Here is a 16,753-nt window from a genome sequence, read left to right as displayed (position 1 = left end):
CCCCCGCTCAGATATCAATCCGCATGATTCGCCGGATCAGCAGCACGCCGGCCGTCTCCAGCACCGCCACGATGGCCAGCACGCCCCACCCCATCGGCGTATGCCACAACAATCCCATGATTTCCGGCTCCAACCGGTCGAGCACCGCCAGCAGCAGCAAAGGCAATGCGCCCACGATCCATGCCTGCAGCCGCCCCTGGGACGTCAACGCCAGCAGCTTTGCCTGCAATTGAAGGCGGACACGCAATGTCTGCGCGATGCTTTCCAGAGCTTCCGCCAGATTGCCGCCGGTCTTTGCCGCGATGCGCATTGCCGCCACCACCAGCGAGGTCGAGTCAGCCGGCATCCTGACCTGCAGGTTGTCCAGCGCAACGTCCCACGGCACGCCCAGACGCTGTTCCCGCAGCATCAGACCGAACTCCTGGGCGAGCGGTGCGCTGCTTTGTTCCACGACATGGCGCAAACCGGTCGTCATGGCCACGCCGGCCCGCAACGCGGATGCCAGCATCAACAGCGCCATGGGCAATTGCGCTTCAAAGCGTCGCGCACGCCGTCGCCGCAAACCTTCTACAACCATTCGTGGCAGCCGCGCCGACGGGAGGGCGAACAAGACCGCCACCAGCGCGCTGCCGGTGGCCGTGAACGCGGCGACCGCGGCCGCTACACCGCAGCCAACTGCGCCCACCCACAATTGGCGCGGGTCGATGAACAAAAACACTTCGCTCAAGCGCACGCTCGCGTCCTGGGTGTAGACCTCGCGGTAGCGCCGAAGCGCCGGCGCAAACCAGTTCTGCGCACGCCACGCCAGCAACCCGGCGCACACCATGGCGGCCGCTGCCGCAAGCCAGATCATGGCAAGCCCTGCGCAAAAGCGCCGAAGTCAGGCACCCGGCCCGCCGAGTCCGAAAACCATGCGGTATCCAGGCTGACGCCCATGTCCGCCCATTCCTGCGCGAATCCAGGTAGCGCGCCGCATCCGCGAAACCCATGGGCTCGATCAAAGCCGAACAGGTCCTGCAACTGAATGCGGCCGCTTTCCATGCCTGCCACTTCAACGATCGCCGTGACGACGCGGCGTCCATCCGACAACCGCGCCTGCTGCACGACTACATCCACACTGGCGGCAATGTGCTCACGGACCGCCGACAGCGGCAGGTCCAGCCCCGCCATCAAAATCATGGATTCCAACCGGGCCAAGGCGTCCCGTGGAGAATTGGCGTGCAGTGTGGTCAGGGAGCCTTCGTGGCCCGTATTCATGGCCGTCAACATGTCGAACGCCTCGGCGCCCCGGCACTCGCCCACCACGATGCGGTCCGGCCGCATACGCAACGCGTTGCGCACGAGTTCCCGGATGTCGACTCGGCCTCTGCCTTCCTGGTTCGCCGGCCGCGCCTCCAGCGCGACCAGATGCGCATGGTTCAGCCGCAACTCCGCCGCGTCTTCAATCGTGAGCACGCGCTCGCCGTCAGGAATCTCGTTCGACAGGATGTTCAGCAGCGTCGTCTTGCCGGAACCCGTACCGCCCGACACGACCAGGTTCTTGCGCATCCTGACGCATAGCGACAGAAATCGTGCCATCGGGTCGCTCAGCGCGCCCAGCGCAATCAGGTCTGGCATCTGCGGCCGCCGCTGCGGAAACTTCCGGATGGTCAGGCTGGCGCCCTTCATCGCCACGGGCGGAATGATGGCGTGCACCCGTGACCCATCGGGCAGCCGCGCATCCACCATCGGAGAACTTTCATCGATGCGGCGTCCCAATGGGGTCACGATGCGTTCGATCACCCAGCGCACCGATTGCTCGCTGGTGAACGCAGCCGGTTCGCGCCACAGGCGGCCCGCACGCTCGACGTAAATTTCGTCGTAGCGGTTGACCATGATTTCCGTGATATCCGGCGCAGCGAGCAACGGTTCCAGCGGCCCGAGTCCCACCGCTTCATCCAGCACCTCGCGGCAGAGCGCCGCCTTGTCGGCCTGCGACGGAAGTTCGGCGTCCGTGGCCACGATCTGCATCAAAAGACGCTCGGCCTCGGCGCGGAGCATGCCATCGCTCATCCCGGCCACATCGCGCCGGCGCAGGTCCAACGCGTTCAGCAGGGCCGCATGGAGGCGGCGGCGGTCGGGCAGCCGATGAGCGGGGGCCGGCGAAGCCACCGCCGCCGGGACGCAAACAGCATCGTACGTTGGAGGTTGTCCGGATTGCGCGGCGGCCTGAGGCGCGGCATCCGGAGTGTCGACGCGGTCGGCTGCCTCGGGCGCAAGCCTCGACACGCGTAGCCTGCAAGGCCCGATAAGGATCTCGTCGTGAGGCAGCACCGGCGCGTGCCGCACCACCCTCACGCCGTTGACCATCGTACCCGCCAGCGTACCCAGGTCTTCCAGGACGATGACGTCTGCTTCGCAAACCAGCCGGGCATGTTGCCGGCCGATCCTCCAGGTTGGAATCCGCAACGCGCAATCAGCGCCCCTTCCAATCAGCACCGGCGCGGGCAGCTTGAGCTGCTGCTGCGCGGCGTCCTCAAAGGTCAGTTCAATATTTAGCATCACGGCCCTTTCGCCAATGTCGAACCTCCACCCACCGAACGCGTGACCCATTGCGAGCCGGCGCCCGCGTAGGGATCCCACCCAGCCGCATCGGAAGGCACCGCCGTTCCCAGTTGGGGAGGATCCGGAAACGTCGACTCAAGCATCTCGCGTCCGCGCCGAACGCGATCCGCCATGGCGGGCTCGCCCTGCGACACGATCTTTGGCGTCACGAAGATAGCCAATTCGGTCTCGCGGCGCTGATAGCGGGTAGAGGAAAACAACGCGCCCAGGATCGGGATGTTTCGCAGGCCCGGCAAGCCGCTGACGTCGGAGCCCTGCTCGCGCGAGAGAAAGCCGCCGATGACAAGCGTGTTGCCGGAACGCACATTGAACTCGGTGGACGCGCGGCGTGTCCGCAGCGCCGGGCCGCCGGGAAGGCTTAGCGAGGTGTCGACTGAACTGGCCTCCACTTCGATGAGCGACCGGATGACGCCGTTGCGGTCGATCCGAGGCGTGATGTTCAGCGACACGCCATAGGGTTTGAATAGCGTGGTGGGATTGCCTTGCGCATCGGTGGAAGCGTAAGGCACTTCCCCGCCTGCAAGAAAGGTCGCGCTCGCGCCGCTTCGGGCAAGAAGCTGCGGTTGCGCGAGCATGACCGCTTCTCCGGTTTGCGCCAGCGCGGCAATACGTGCCGACAGCAACGCGTTGACGCCGAAGTAACCCGCGGCCGACGAGACCGGTGCCGCCGTCTCGATGATTTGCTCGCCCGGCCGGGTCATGCGGCCACGAGATCCGCCATCCCACGCCAATCCTGCATTGACGCCCCCCTGCGTCAGGCCATCCCAGCGCACGCCAAACTCCTGCAGCCGCGACGTGGGAATTTCGACCACCTGCACGTCCAGCAGCACCATGCGGTCCCACCCGACCTGTCCCGTGAAATCCACGACCTCCGGATACCGGTCCGCCAGCGCCGCGATGCGCGAGCGGTCATCGTCGGACAGATCGTCGCCTTCGATCAAAATGCGGCCGCCCACGCTCGAGCTTCGCGCACCCGGAATGCGGGAGAGCAGGCTATGAACCTCTTCGCGCAAGCGCGGCGTACCGGCGGCCACCACGCGCAGCTCATAGGCCGCGATGCGATCGCGGCCTGCCCAGACATGCACGGACGACACGCCTTCCGCCCGTGCGAACACCACGATCTCGCGCCCTTCGGCAGCCAGGGCGCTGACCACCTGGCTATTGCCGATGGCCACCCGCCTCACGCCAGGGTGCGGCAACACGCGGGTCTCGCCGACCTGCAGTTCCAATGTCTGGGTGTCAGACCATGCGGGGTGGCAAACCAGGCACAGCACGAAGACCAGGAAAGCTCTTATTGGCGTCATGGCCCCTCCGAGTCGATGCTTGCCCACGCGTCCAGGCGATCGCCATAAAGAATGGCAACGCCCGGCGCAGGCTTGGGTTCAGCGTCCAGTCCGATGAGCGAAGCCAGATCGCTTTGCGCGGCGGGGTTCACGGATGCTGCGTCATCGCGATGACGCAACATTGCAGTCAACACCCCAGCCTGCCGCGCGGCGATGAACCGCATGGCTTCATCGGGCGTCGCCGCCAAGGTAATGTTGCCCGCGCCGTCCTCGCCCCCGACGGTCAGGACGCGCATGCTCTGCAGCACCGGCACGGTGAGCTCGCGTTGGCGGTGATTGAAGGTCACATAGATGTCGATCGCGTCGCCGCCCTTCAGCATGTCCGCCAGCCCGCCCAGATCGGTGGCGGCAACCGTGAGAGCGCGCTGCCCCGCCCGAAGCCGCGCGGCCAGCGAGGGCTGCGGCGCTTCGAAGGTCATGAAACTTCTGAGCAGGGGTTCGCCATGCGCGACATCAGCAAGAAGCGTGGCGCCGATCACGCTGCCGATCTCAAGGGGATCCACACTGGCCCCCGGCGCCCAGGGCTGCGGAATCTGGCGCACAGCAAGGTGCACCTCTTCGAGTAGCGTGCCGGCCGGCAGGTCATAAGCAGCCACCAGGCGACTGACCGACGGCGTGTGCGCCTCGGCCTCCAGCGCCTGGACGCGCTGCTGGACGTGTTCCCGCACGGCCCAGGCGGCCACCAGTCCTGCCAGCACGGCCAATCCGTACACGCCGGTACGGCGCAGCCGCGCGGCGCCGCGAATGATCCAGGGATTCATGGCGCCCACCCAAGTGCACGCAGCCCGCTGCCGCCGTCCAAAGGCACCAACCACAGCTTCATCCGCTCGCGTTCACGCGCCCACCATTGATCGGCGCCATCGCCCTGCTGAACCCATCCTGCCCGCCGCATTCCGGCATCGAGGAGTTCGGCCAGTTTTTGCGGCGGCACCGCGTACTGCCAGATGCGGTCGGAAACCTTGACGCCGGACTCCATCACGGCGACATCCGATTTGACGCGCGCGCCCTTCGGCAGCCACCCGGGCAACTGCGCGGTGGGAGCCGCACGAACACTGATCGCCGAAAGGCTGCCGACAGTGCGGTCCATTCCAGCACTTTCCAATTGTGCAACCCAGCGGTCATTGCCGACGCGGCCGGACAAGATGAGTTGTCCGGGCAGCACGTGCAGATCTGCCAATGCAGGCTGCTGGGCAGCCAGCGTTTTGGCTACGGCCGACGGGCTTTGGGGCACATCGAGCACCCACACCTGCGCCGGCATCCCGTGCAGCCACATCCGGTCCGCCAGGCGCTCGCGCACAGCCCCCGCAGGCAATCGCAGCCCCTCAAGCCTGAGGACGCCCGCTGACGCACTGGCGCGCTGAGGCAGCAACAATCCACCGCACAGGCCAACGCCGACTGCGAGGAAACCAACGCGGCGCCACATGCCCCACCGCTTGGGAAACGTTCGGGCCCGATTCATCTTCCGTCCTCCACACGCTTGCCAAGCCGATCATTCGGCACCACGTCATGCCACGCCGAAAGCCAATCCAGCGACAACGCAGGCCGCCTCCATGGGACCTCGACCTTGCTGACCTGACGCTGCATGCGCTCGGCCTCGGCCAGCGACGTGCGGCCGGCCTGCAACCACCCTGCCGACGACGCGCCTACGCGTCGTTGCGCGTCGGCGTCGCCATGCGCATAGCCCGCTCCGCTTGCGACACTGATGTGACGCGAGATCGGCAATCCAAACATGGCGTTCCCCGGAAGCGGCAGCGAACGGGTCTGCACGGACAACAACTGCATTGCCCCGCCAAACCAGTCGTTCTGCAACGCCGCTGCGCCGGCCGCGGCGGTCCCCGGCCAACTCTGGGCCGCGTCAGTCAGGACCATTCCTGACGGCGCACGTAGCGTTGCCGCCGGCTGCCCCAACGCCACCGCCATGACAGCCTGCCGGCTGGCTTGCGTGGTGCGCTGCGCTGAAAACTGCATGGCGCCGATATCGGAGACCGCCCAGAGCAGCACTGCCAACAGCGGCAACATCAGCAACGCCTCGACCACCGCCTGCCCGCGTTCGGTTGACCCGCGCCTCTTCATCGAAGCCTCCCGGCCTGCACGGCTTCCTGCTGCGTAAGCGCGGACAGGCGAGCCTGCCAATAGGGCCGAAAGAGCGTGGCCAGTTCCGACCTGCCGTCGGCGCGCCGTTCCGGCCGCGCAAAGTGCGTCTCGGCCGCCGTGCTGACCGTGACGGCGCCGGTCCGCCCCAATGCGGTGTAGCGAAACTGACCATTTGGCGCGGTGACGGCACTGTCGGCATCCGTGGTTTTAACGACGGAGGAATCCAGGCTGACCGCAATGGCAAACCGTAAGGGCTCAGCAAGACGCTTCGACGCGACTTCCCGATACGCCGGCAATCCGCGCCCCGGCCAGCGCCGGGTCGACGCCATGGCGTAGGAGTTCGCCATCGGATTGGTGGCCCCGTCAAAGATGTTCCACGAGGTGGCGTGCTCGACCCACCGCCAGAAGTCCTCCTGCGAAAAGTCCGCGGGCGGATCCTCGACATATTCCACGTCGTCTGGGGCACGGCTTTTTTCGCCCTGCACGGTTCCCCATCCCATCGCGTACTCGCGAAAATAGCAGCCGATCCAACGGTTCGAGCGCAGCGCGTGGTAGGACTGCGTGTCCAACGCGCCCCAATGGCCGTCCGGCCCCAGCCAGGTCGAACCGCGCCGCCTGAGCTCGTGCCGATGCAAGGGACAACGTGAGCTGACTGCCCAAGGATTGCGACGTGTGTCGTTGCGGCGATTCAGGAACCCATAGCGAGCCACCGCGTCTTCCGTTGCAGGGCGCAAGCCGGCCATGCGCGTCGCGGCGTGGCGCTCCGTGTAGCCAGGCCACCCGTCGGCCAGCAGTCTCAGATCAATTGGCGATGCAGCAGCGGACGCCCCGCCAGCGTTGATCTCACCGAACGCCGGATAGTTGGCAGTCAGCACCTCACGCATTGCACGGTCCCGTGATGCCGTAAGGTCACCCACAATCTCTCGCGCCGCCATTTCCAGCACCTGATGCACGACGCGATCGTGTTGCGCGAAAGCAGAGGCGAGCCGGCCTCCGGCATTCGAAGGCCCCCGCGCGCCCTGATAGGCCGCCCCGGCGTCGGGTCCGAAAAGCATGGCGATCAGGCTGGCCGGCGGGTTGCCTCGCTGGCGCTGCGATTGCATCGCATCGAGATATTGCGCGGACGCTCCCAACGTCACCAGATGCGCCATGGCAACCTGATGCGCGATCTGGCTACGATTCACGTAGGCAATGGCATTGAGTGCGCGCGCCTGAACCAGCGCGCCGCTATAGGCGGCCGCGTCGGCCGCATGGGTGAGGCGGCCTCGAGCCTCGATGGTCTGGCCAAAGTTGTACAGGACCACCAGCGACGCCGCACCGACGGCCGCAATGACGATACCCAAGACCAGGGCTTGGCCGCGCTGTTGATCGGCGAACATGATGGGATGCGCCCTCAATTCGCGATCTCGGCATTGCCGGTAAATGACTTGAGCGACCGCGCCTTGGTCTGGGCGGCGGCCTTCTGGGCCGCCTGCTGCGCGGCTTTGGACTGCGTGCTGCCATCTTCGCCAGCCAGCTCGCGGGCCATCGCTGCCGTCTGCGAACGCACCACTTGTCCGAAATACTGATAGACCGCGATTGCCGCGACGGCGACCAGCGCCACCATGACAATGTACTCGGTCATACCTTGGCCCAACTGGCGTTTTCGATGCCCCCACATGTCTGCTCTCCCGTGCAATGAACGTGGAGGCCAGTGTCGCCAGCCGGCGGCCGGCGAACAATTCGTGGATGCCGAGACGGACAAATTTGCCCCCGCACCTTGACGCGCGACCCGTCGGGGAACCTGCAGAAGAAGATGATTCAACCCCGTTTATCGCAAGGGTTTCCCCTATTGCCGGGCCGGATTGCCAGCAGTAGATTTGAGTTGCCGGGCTGTCTGACACCCATCGCGTGCGAAGCCGGGCAGGAGCGCCTCAGACTCATCTTGAGCTGGGGCGCTCTTCCATTTGGGGGGGCCTGCTGGCGGGGCTTTGCTATTCGCGGGAGCTATTGCCCTTTCGCGTACGAGCCTTGGACGGTCCCTACCATTGCACGCGAAATCCGATCATGCCGCCCACGGAATGGCTGTCGCTCATGTTGTTGGTGGCGCCGGCTACGCTCAGGTTGCCATACACACCGTAGCGCCCCTTGTTCCACAGGTAGGTTCCACCGACGCCAAGCTCGGCCCACAGACGCTCATCGCGGCTTCGAAAAGATACGCCGGCCACGTTGACGTTTGTGCCATTCATGAACTCGTTATAGAGATTCGCGATGGCGTACACATGCGTTCGGCCCGCCGCGCCCTTCGTACCAGAAGACTCAGGTTCATAGTCGAGCGACACGCCCAAACGTCCGGTCAGACTGTCGCCATCGTCAAGCCGCACCTTCGCGCCGAACGGGTCCGTGAAACTGTCGAAGTCCACGCGAGACCGAATCAACTGCGCCTGCGGAGTCAGCGAGAACCCCTTGCCGATGTCATAGCGATAGCCCGTCTCCACGGAGATGGCGACGCCGTTTCCGTTGTTGCCCTTCACCTCATCACGCCCGATCGTGCGCGACGAGATATCGCTGTCGAACCACATGGCCTGCAATTGTCCATCCACGTAGAACCCGCTGGCGCCGTACCACGTCAGGCTGGCGCCCACGCCCGTGCCGGTCGTGTCGATCTCGCCCCGACCATACGGAGACGCAATATCGGCGGACGCGTTGCCATGAGAAAGATTCACGCCGGCCACCAGCATCGACCCATCCGGCCAGCGGTTCGCCACGACGTCAATGCCGGTTTGCAGCTTCCACAGATCGATATCCCGGCTCGACTTCGTCGCCGACTGTGCCGGGTTCATTGAACTGGTGGAGCCTTGGATGCGAGCCCACCCCCCGTATTTTTCTCCGGCTGCGGGCAGTTGACCGTCAGTTCGCCAGAACCGGTTCCCGATGCGTTGCTGCAACGTCGGCACCGTATTGAGGGAAGCGAGCACTTGGGGATACTGCTCGAAAAGCGGTATGCCAGGCTGATAGCGCGGCCCCTCTTCGGGCATGCCGGGAATTTCCTCCACCGGTGCGCCAGGCCCGGGTTCGGGTTCCGGAATGGGTCCGGGCCCTGGTTCCGGTTCGGGAGCCGTCCCGGGCTCCCTGAACTCGGATACGAGGTACCAGTGACCGTCCGCGGGCGTCTCGCTGCCGCCGTGTTCAAGCGTGTACGCATACGCGCCGGCGATCACGGCTTGCTGACCGTTTTCAGCCCGGTAATCGCCCTGAAGTATGAAGGCATTTGCGGGGGACGCTCCGCCGACCTCAATAACGCGAATGCCGTTTACCGTCTGCGCCCCGCTGCCACTCAGGTTGGTGACTTTGACAGCGGTATTGCCCGCAACATTGCCTGTCACAACCAGTTTGTCAGCGGGCGACGCATCATTGCCAAGCACCGTCTCCAGTTGCAGCAACGAACCGCTGCTACCCGTGTAGTTTCCGCTGATGGTCAGCGTGCCCAACGATGCCCCGGGCGATACGGTGCCTGCGTTGACGACACTGCCCACCCGTCCACGCCCTTCCAACATACCGCCCGTGAGAATCTGCATCGACGCGCCCGACAGATCGCGATTGACCTGAAGAATGCCCGCGCCGCCTATTCGCGCGTCACCCGTAAAGTCCCTGTGGTCCGCATTCAGGATGGTGCGCCCCGCCATCGCTTCGAGCCGCCCGCCGCCAACCAATCCAGTATTGGACCCCGCAGCATTGTTGGCGCCATTGTTGATCGTCGCATCGAACACATAACTGGAAGACGTGTGATTGAAAATCACCCGGCTGTCGCCCGGGCCAAATGAAACGCGCGTCGTTTGCAGCGTGCCAGGCGCGACCGGCGCAGTGCCCACATCGCTGCCGATGACAAGCTTGCCGATCCCGGAAGTTGTCGAGCCTATCAACGCGCCGGGAGCGATCACCTTCCCGCCTTCGGAGATCGTCAGGCTGCCACTTCCGAACGAGCCAATCTGAATGGGCGAGCCGGAAAGCCACTGAGAATTGGCCCCGCTAACCATTACCGCTCCTTTGCCGCCAAAGACGCCAATGGAGCCTGAACCCGTCGAAACATAGCCGCCGTCCGCGATGTTCAAACTCCCCACACCCGACATCCCGATGAAGAGCAGCTGATTGTTTATCCATTGCGAGCCCGCGCCAGTGACGGTCACAACGCCTACGCCATCGTCGAATTCCCCGAGGGTGGCGCGCTGACTCTGGACCACGCCGCCACCGGCAATCGTCAGCGTCCCTGCCGCACTCCACCCAACATTCAGCATGCTTAAACCGTTGAAGGACACCTCCCATCGCGCGTTCGGTCCGGTCACCGAGACCAACCCGGCGCCGCCGGAAATACCCCCCAGATAAGCGTCGGGGCTGCTCACCAGGCCGCCACTCAACACATTCAGCGTGCCGGTTCCCGCGTTACCGACAAGGAGAGAAGTATTTATGTTCCAGGGGGAAGCCTGTGTGCCCGGGACGGATACCGTCTGCCCGCTCTCGATGGTGATCTGAGCGGCCGATAGCCAAGGAAATGCCAGGAGAGGGAGCAGCGACGAGCGAGAAAGCACACCGGCGTGCACAGCGTTGTTTTTCATGAAACTTCCTCCGATCGGGCTTCGGTATCAGCACATGCCAAACATCGGACGGGGCGGATGGGCCCTCCCCTCATCGCCCACAGCCGTGGGCGGTTTCGAGGATTATTGAGGAATAGTCCTTTTGGACGACGAAGTGTTACGCGGGGTTACCAATACGGGACGGTCAACGATGCGCGGTCATTGAGCCTTCTCGTACGCCTGGACGCCAAAAACAAAACAGCCGCCATTGCTGGCGGCTGCGGTACCTGATTGCTCAGGTTTCTTTCGTAGCCTTCCGAAAAGCTCGTCGTCACAGTGGCCACCGCGGACCCGTTCCTCTTCCGTCCACCCTGAAGACGCTGGAGTACTCATTCCCCTCCCCCGAGCGTGTGGGCGAAGGTACTTCTGCTAAATGAGATGCTGGCTCAGCGCAACACACCCGCCGAGCTGGCACGCCGCTTGACACCCTTCCTCAAGATGTCACCCGCATCGTCAATCTTGGGCACTCCACGAGGATCGACACGATCTCAGCGGCCTTGCGAACTATGGGAAAGGATTTCGATATTTCTGTTCGTGAAGCGTAACCAGACGCGCCCAGCTAGATCTAAGGGCACCGTGGAAAAGTAGAGGTCAATGCTTGGCTGGGAAATCGGCCGGCCACCGCATGCGACGCGGCGCGTCTGGCGCGTCCTTGGGCTGAGGAGTTACCGGCCGCTCGGAATCTTGAGGCGGGGTTGGCCGCTGGGTATTGCCATCCTTCGGGGTATCGCTCATCGGGAAACCTCACACGCAGTAGCGCCTACCCGGCGCTGTCGTGGTCATCATCGCATGAGCGAATGCTACTTGGTAGCCCCAATGGCCCTCGCGAGTGGCGCTGGACCCGGTCCAGCGGGCTCAGTTCCACAATACAAATGCCCTCAAAACTGCGCGCAGCCAGATTGGCAAAAAAACCCCCACACAAAAGAAAACGCGGGCTGCATGAACTTCATGCAAACCCGCGTCAATTCTTGGTAGGCCCCCCGAGAGTCGAACTCGGCACCAACGGATTATGAGTCCGCTGCTCTAACCAGGCATGAGCTAGAGGCCCAGGAAATTTACTGCCCTTCCAGGAAGCTCTTCAGCTTGTCGGCCCGGCTGGGGTGACGCAGCTTGCGCAGCGCTTTAGCCTCTATTTGGCGGATGCGCTCGCGCGTGACGTCGAACTGCTTGCCCACTTCTTCCAGGGTCTGGTCCGTGCTCATTTCGATACCGAAACGCATGCGCAGGACCTTGGCTTCACGCGGGGTCAGAGAGTCTAGCACTTCCTTGACCACGTCGCGCATCGAACCATGCAGCGCTGCATCCGAAGGCGCCAGCGTGGACGTGTCTTCGATGAAATCACCCAGGTGCGAATCGTCGTCGTCACCGATGGGCGTTTCCATGGAGATCGGTTCCTTGGCGATCTTCAGGATCTTGCGGATCTTGTCCTCGGGCATATCCATCTTCTGCGCCAGCGTCGCGGGATCCGGCTCAGCGCCGGTTTCCTGCAGAATCTGACGGCTGATGCGGTTCATCTTGTTGATCGTTTCGATCATGTGAACCGGAATACGGATGGTGCGTGCCTGGTCGGCGATGGAGCGCGTGATGGCCTGACGGATCCACCACGTTGCGTAGGTCGAGAACTTGTAGCCGCGACGGTATTCGAACTTGTCCACGGCCTTCATCAGGCCAATGTTGCCTTCCTGGATCAGATCCAGGAACTGCAGACCACGGTTCGTGTACTTCTTGGCGATCGAGATCACCAGACGCAGGTTGGCTTCGGTCATTTCGCGCTTGGCCTTGCGAGCCTTGGCTTCGCCGGTGGCCATGCGTTTGTTGACGTCCTTCAGGTCCTTCAACGGCAGCACGACGCGCGTTTGCAGGTCGATCAGCTTTTGCTGCAGTTCCTGCACGGCGGGAATCTGGCGCTCCAGCGTTTCGGCGTACGGATGGCCAGCGGCCACTTCGTCGACGACCCACTGCAGATTCGTTTCGTTGCCCGGGAACACCTTGATGAAGTGCAGGCGCGGCATGCCGGCCCGGTCCACACACGTATGCAGGACAGCGCGCTCGAGCTGACGGACTTCTTCAACCTGGTTGCGCAGCGTGTCGGCCAGCTTTTCCACCATCTTGGCGGTGAAGCGGATGCCCATCAGTTCGTTCTGGATGGATTCCTGGGCGCGCACGTAGATGTCCGACTTGTAGCCGTCCTTCTCGTACGACAGGCGCATCTTGTCGAACTGCTTGTTGACCTCGTCGAACTTGGCCAGAGCCTTGACGCGCAGGTCTTCCAGCTGCTTGCTGGACATGCCGCCGGCGGGGCCGTCGTCGCTTTCGTCTTCATCCGCGGTGACACCGGCGCCGGCGTATTCTTCGCCGTCTTCCGGATCGACCAGGCCGTCGACGACTTCGTCGATCTGCGCCTGGCCTTCACGCACGCGGGTGATGTGGGCCAGGATTTCGTTGATGGTGGTCGGGCAGGCCGAGATGGCCATGACCATGTGCTTCAGGCCGTCTTCGATGCGCTTGGCGATTTCGATTTCGCCTTCGCGGGTCAGCAGCTCGACCGAGCCCATTTCGCGCATGTACATGCGGACCGGGTCGGTGGTGCGGCCGAAATCGGAGTCCACGGTCGTGAGCGCGGCTTCGGCTTCGTCTTCGACGTCGTCGTCGTTGGACGCCACCGGCGCGTTTTCGCTCATCAGCAGGGTTTCGGCATCGGGCGCCTGGTCATAGACCGCGATACCCATGTCGCTGAAGGTGCTGATGATGCCGTCGATGGCTTCCGCGTCGACCAGATCGTCGGGCAGATGGTCGTTGATTTCACCGTACGTCAGGTAGCCGCGGTCCTTGCCCAGCTTGATCAGCTGCTTCAGGCGATTGCGGCGCGCTTCGTATTCTTCCGGCGTGACGGGACCGCGGGCGATCAGATCCTTGGGATCGGCCTTGCCACGTTTGCCGCCGCGCTTCGGCGGCTTCAGGTCGGGCAGGACTTCGCCTTCGCCGTCCATCGGATCGTCGAAACCATCGGAGTCGTTGTTGGCGTTCTTGGCGGGGCGGCCCGGACGGCGGCCGCTCGGTGCGGGGCGTGCGCTGCCGACCAGGTCGGCAAGCTTGTCTTCGGCCTTCTTGGCGCGGGCCTTCGTCACCTTTTCAGGCTTGTCCGCGGCAACGGCCGTCTTGGCTGCCTTTTTGGCGGCCGTCTTGACAGCGGGCTTGGCGACCTTCACCGCCGTCTTGGCGGGCGCTTTTTCCGCGGCCATGCTGACGGCGCGCTTGGGCGCCACAGCCTGGGTTTCGGCCGCATCAATTGCAGAGGAGGATTTGCCGGTGGATTTGGTCATAGTCGCTTCCGTGGTCGTCGCAACCCGTTTGGGCATGTTGCACCGCATAACGCCGCGCCGGGTACGGACCCGGGGCGGCTTGGAATACGGGTAAATCTGGTGGATCGGCGGAGTTCACGCGGCTGCGTTGTTCGCAGCACCGGCTCTTTCGAGCCCTTCTGGCGCCGTACCGGGTGCTTTACCGTTCTGGCGCAAGACGTGCATGACCTCATTCACCGGCGGATTCCGGACGTTGGGGGGGCTGCCTGCCTATAAATAGGCTTTGCTCGCTTATCGGGCCATTGCCCCAAGCAGCTAGGTATACACAGCACCCGAACCACTAACGCCACGCGGATTGACCGCCGCTGAACTGCTATTGATCCACCGCTCAGCTATATTAATTAACCATGTAACAATTCAGACACACGCATCCGGATTTTTTGAAGCGTTCAACTACCGGGTGCCCGAGCGGCTTGCCGCTCTCGTCCAATTGGCACAATAAGTATTAGATTCCGGCATCCGGAATAGATTCCGGTGCCCAACTACATTTCACGTTCCTGCTACTGCTGTATCGGTATGGCGAACAATCAACTTCCATACCGACCTTCAATTTTGTCGATCATGCAACAGTCGGGTCGCAACTGGCAATGGCGTTAAGCCTTGACCAGCGCACTTGGGCACCCCGCATGAGCGGAAAACCTTTGATTTTAGCGTATTTAGCGCAACCCAGCACCTTTCAAGACCGTCATACGGCTAGACAGCTCCAGATAGCGTTTGCGCGCCTCTTCCGAAGCAAGCCCTGAAGCGGCCAGCTTGGCCATTTCCGTTTTCGCCGAATCGAATTCGATTCGCCGCAAGGCGTCGTCCCATTCGGTCTGGGGATCAGGCAGGTCTTCCTGAGCGAGGATGTCCGCCCGCAACCCTTTCAAGACAGTGGCCAGGTCCGAGTCCGGCTCAGCGGCCTCCAGTAACGCACCGACATGGCGCGCACCGCTGGTTTGCGCCAGCATGATCAGGTCCCGTACCAATCCTAGATGGGGGCCATGGTCGATGACTTCAAGCTGCTGGTCGCCCATGGAGTCCACCAGTTCGGGATGGGCAAGCAGCAGACTCAACAGCCGCTTGGCCAGGGACGGCATGGTGCGGCGCCCCTCGAAGCCGCCAACGTCATTGTCGCGCCGGCCTTTCCAGTTGCCCTTGCCACCTTTCCAATCGCCCTTGCCCTTCCAGTCGCCCTTACCTTTCCAGTCGCTTTTGCCCTTCCATTCCTGCTTGCCGCCTTGTTGCCAGCCGCCCGCGCCGCCGCTCGGCTCGTCGCCGTGCGAGGCGTACTGGCCGTAATCGGTGAAGTCCGACTCGTCTGCCGGAATGTCGCTGAAGTCGGGGTTGCCGAAGTCGTAGCCCATGTCGGGCGGACCGCCGTCATGACCGGGCTCGCCACCCGAAGGCATTCCGGCTTCACCCGCGCCGGGCGCTGGCCGCGGGCCGGGTGCGAACGGTTTGGCGGGTTGCTGCGCCAAGACCTGCGCCATTTCCTCGGGCGTCAGCTGAACCAGCTTGGCCATTTCCCGTTCGATCTGCACGCGCAGCGCACATTCAGGAATCGCTGACAACAGCGGCTTGGCCTCGTGAAGGCAACTGGCGCGGCCTTCGGCTTCGTTCATGTTGTGATGCGATGCAAGCTCGTCCAGGAGGAACCGGGACAGCGCCACGGCATCGCCCAGACACGCGCGGAACGCTTCGGCCCCCAATTCGCGCACATACGAATCGGGATCATGCTCGGCCGGCAGGAACAGAAAGCGGATCGCGATATCGTCCCTGAGCACCGGCAGACAGGCCTGCAGCGCGCGCCAGGCTGCACGCCGTCCGGCCTTGTCACCGTCGAAGCTGAAGATGACTTTGTCGCTGGACCGCAGCAGCTTCTTGACGTGATCCGGGGTGGTGGCGGTGCCCAGCGTGGCGACGGCATTGGCGATGCCCTGCTGCGCCAGCCCGACCACATCCATGTAGCCTTCGACGACGATGACCTGACCTTCCTGGCGGATGGCTTGACGCGCCTCCCACAGGCCGTAGAGCTCCTGCCCTTTTGAAAACAAGGGCGTCTCGGGCGAGTTCAGGTACTTGGGCTCGCCTTTGCCGATGATCCGGCCGCCAAATCCGATAAGACTGCCGCGCGCGTTGCGGATCGGGAACATCACCCGCTCGCGGAAGCGGTCGTAGCGGCGCCCGTCTTCGGACTCGATGACGAGTCCGGACTCCACCAGCGTGGGGTCTTCGTAATTGGGAAACACCTGGGACAAGCCGTGGCGGTCCGTACCGGACCAACCCAATCCAAAATGCGCAGCAATTTCGCCGGTCAGACCGCGCTGCTTCAAATAGCGGACGGCCGCGGGAGAAGCACGCAACTGTTTCAGGTAATGGGCTTGGGCCGCATCGAGCACCTGCGTATGGCGGGACTCTTCGGCCTTGCGGCGCGCCGATTCCTGCTGCTGGCGGGGACTGCGGTTTTCTTCGGGGACCGTCATTCCCGCCGACGCCGCGAGCGTGCGCACGGCGTCGGGGAAACTGGCGCCCGTATGTTCCATCAAGAAGGTGATGGCGCTGCCGTGTGCACCACATCCGAAGCAGTGATAGAACTGCTTGGTGGGGCTGACAGTGAACGAGGGGCTTTTTTCGTTATGAAAGGGGCACAGGCCAAGCAAGTTGGCCCCACCCTTTCGCAACTGCACATATCGCCCGACAACGTCGACGACGTCGACTCGGGCGAGCAAATCCTGGATGAATGATTCTGGAATCAATA

General features: G+C 63.5%; 11 protein-coding genes and 1 tRNA gene. All 12 read right to left on the bottom strand.

Annotated features, from left to right (window positions below; all coding sequences use genetic code 11):
- Nucleotides 1-7 precede the first annotated feature (7 nt).
- Nucleotides 8-853: a type II secretion system F family protein gene (locus AB3147_RS09200; RefSeq protein ID WP_175184973.1), complete on the bottom strand. Its 846-nt coding sequence runs from the start codon at nucleotides 851-853 to the stop codon at nucleotides 8-10.
- Nucleotides 850-2,541, bottom strand: a complete 1,692-nt coding sequence (locus AB3147_RS09195) for an ATPase, T2SS/T4P/T4SS family (protein WP_367353525.1) — start codon at nucleotides 2,539-2,541, stop codon at nucleotides 850-852. The genes AB3147_RS09200 and AB3147_RS09195 overlap by 4 nt, the downstream gene beginning before the upstream one ends.
- Complete coding sequence (locus tag AB3147_RS09190; RefSeq protein ID WP_367351765.1) at nucleotides 2,541-3,908, bottom strand: type II and III secretion system protein family protein; 1,368 nt, start codon at nucleotides 3,906-3,908, stop codon at nucleotides 2,541-2,543. Before AB3147_RS09190 ends, AB3147_RS09195 begins: the two co-directional genes overlap by 1 nt.
- A complete protein-coding gene (gene cpaB, locus AB3147_RS09185; protein WP_367351764.1) occupies nucleotides 3,905-4,708 on the bottom strand; it encodes a Flp pilus assembly protein CpaB in 804 nt (267 codons plus the stop codon). The genes AB3147_RS09190 and cpaB overlap by 4 nt, the downstream gene beginning before the upstream one ends.
- Nucleotides 4,705-5,406 (bottom strand): hypothetical protein, encoded by a 702-nt coding sequence (locus tag AB3147_RS09180; RefSeq protein ID WP_367351763.1) that lies wholly within the window; start codon nucleotides 5,404-5,406, stop codon nucleotides 4,705-4,707. The genes cpaB and AB3147_RS09180 overlap by 4 nt, the downstream gene beginning before the upstream one ends.
- Complete coding sequence (locus tag AB3147_RS09175) at nucleotides 5,403-6,020, bottom strand: TadE/TadG family type IV pilus assembly protein (protein WP_367351762.1); 618 nt, start codon at nucleotides 6,018-6,020, stop codon at nucleotides 5,403-5,405. Before AB3147_RS09175 ends, AB3147_RS09180 begins: the two co-directional genes overlap by 4 nt.
- Nucleotides 6,017-7,420: a hypothetical protein gene (locus AB3147_RS09170; protein ID WP_367351761.1), complete on the bottom strand. Its 1,404-nt coding sequence runs from the start codon at nucleotides 7,418-7,420 to the stop codon at nucleotides 6,017-6,019. The genes AB3147_RS09175 and AB3147_RS09170 overlap by 4 nt, the downstream gene beginning before the upstream one ends.
- Before the next feature lie 14 nt (nucleotides 7,421-7,434).
- Nucleotides 7,435-7,701, bottom strand: a complete 267-nt coding sequence (locus AB3147_RS09165; RefSeq protein ID WP_367351760.1) for a hypothetical protein — start codon at nucleotides 7,699-7,701, stop codon at nucleotides 7,435-7,437.
- Between the two features lie 361 nt (nucleotides 7,702-8,062).
- Nucleotides 8,063-10,633, bottom strand: a complete 2,571-nt coding sequence (locus AB3147_RS09160) for an autotransporter family protein (protein ID WP_367351759.1) — start codon at nucleotides 10,631-10,633, stop codon at nucleotides 8,063-8,065.
- A 987-nt stretch (nucleotides 10,634-11,620) separates the two neighbouring features.
- Nucleotides 11,621-11,699 (bottom strand) — tRNA-Ile (locus AB3147_RS09155).
- A 7-nt stretch (nucleotides 11,700-11,706) separates the two neighbouring features.
- Nucleotides 11,707-13,974 carry an RNA polymerase sigma factor RpoD gene (gene rpoD, locus AB3147_RS09150; RefSeq protein ID WP_175139236.1) on the bottom strand — a complete coding sequence of 756 codons (2,268 nt, stop codon included), beginning with the start codon at nucleotides 13,972-13,974 and terminating at the stop codon, nucleotides 11,707-11,709.
- Between the two features lie 695 nt (nucleotides 13,975-14,669).
- The gene (gene dnaG, locus AB3147_RS09145) at nucleotides 14,670-16,751 is read right to left on the bottom strand and encodes a DNA primase (RefSeq protein ID WP_367351758.1); all 2,082 of its coding nucleotides are present in this window, start codon (nucleotides 16,749-16,751) and stop codon (nucleotides 14,670-14,672) included.
- Between the last annotated feature and the right edge of the window lie 2 nt (nucleotides 16,752-16,753).

It is taken from the genome of Achromobacter animicus (assembly GCF_040775605.1).
In the GTDB taxonomy this organism is placed as follows: Bacteria; Pseudomonadota; Gammaproteobacteria; order Burkholderiales; family Burkholderiaceae_B; genus Achromobacter; species Achromobacter animicus.
The sequence above is the reverse complement of the archived record's forward strand: the minus strand, read 5'-3'. Positions and strand labels throughout refer to the sequence as shown.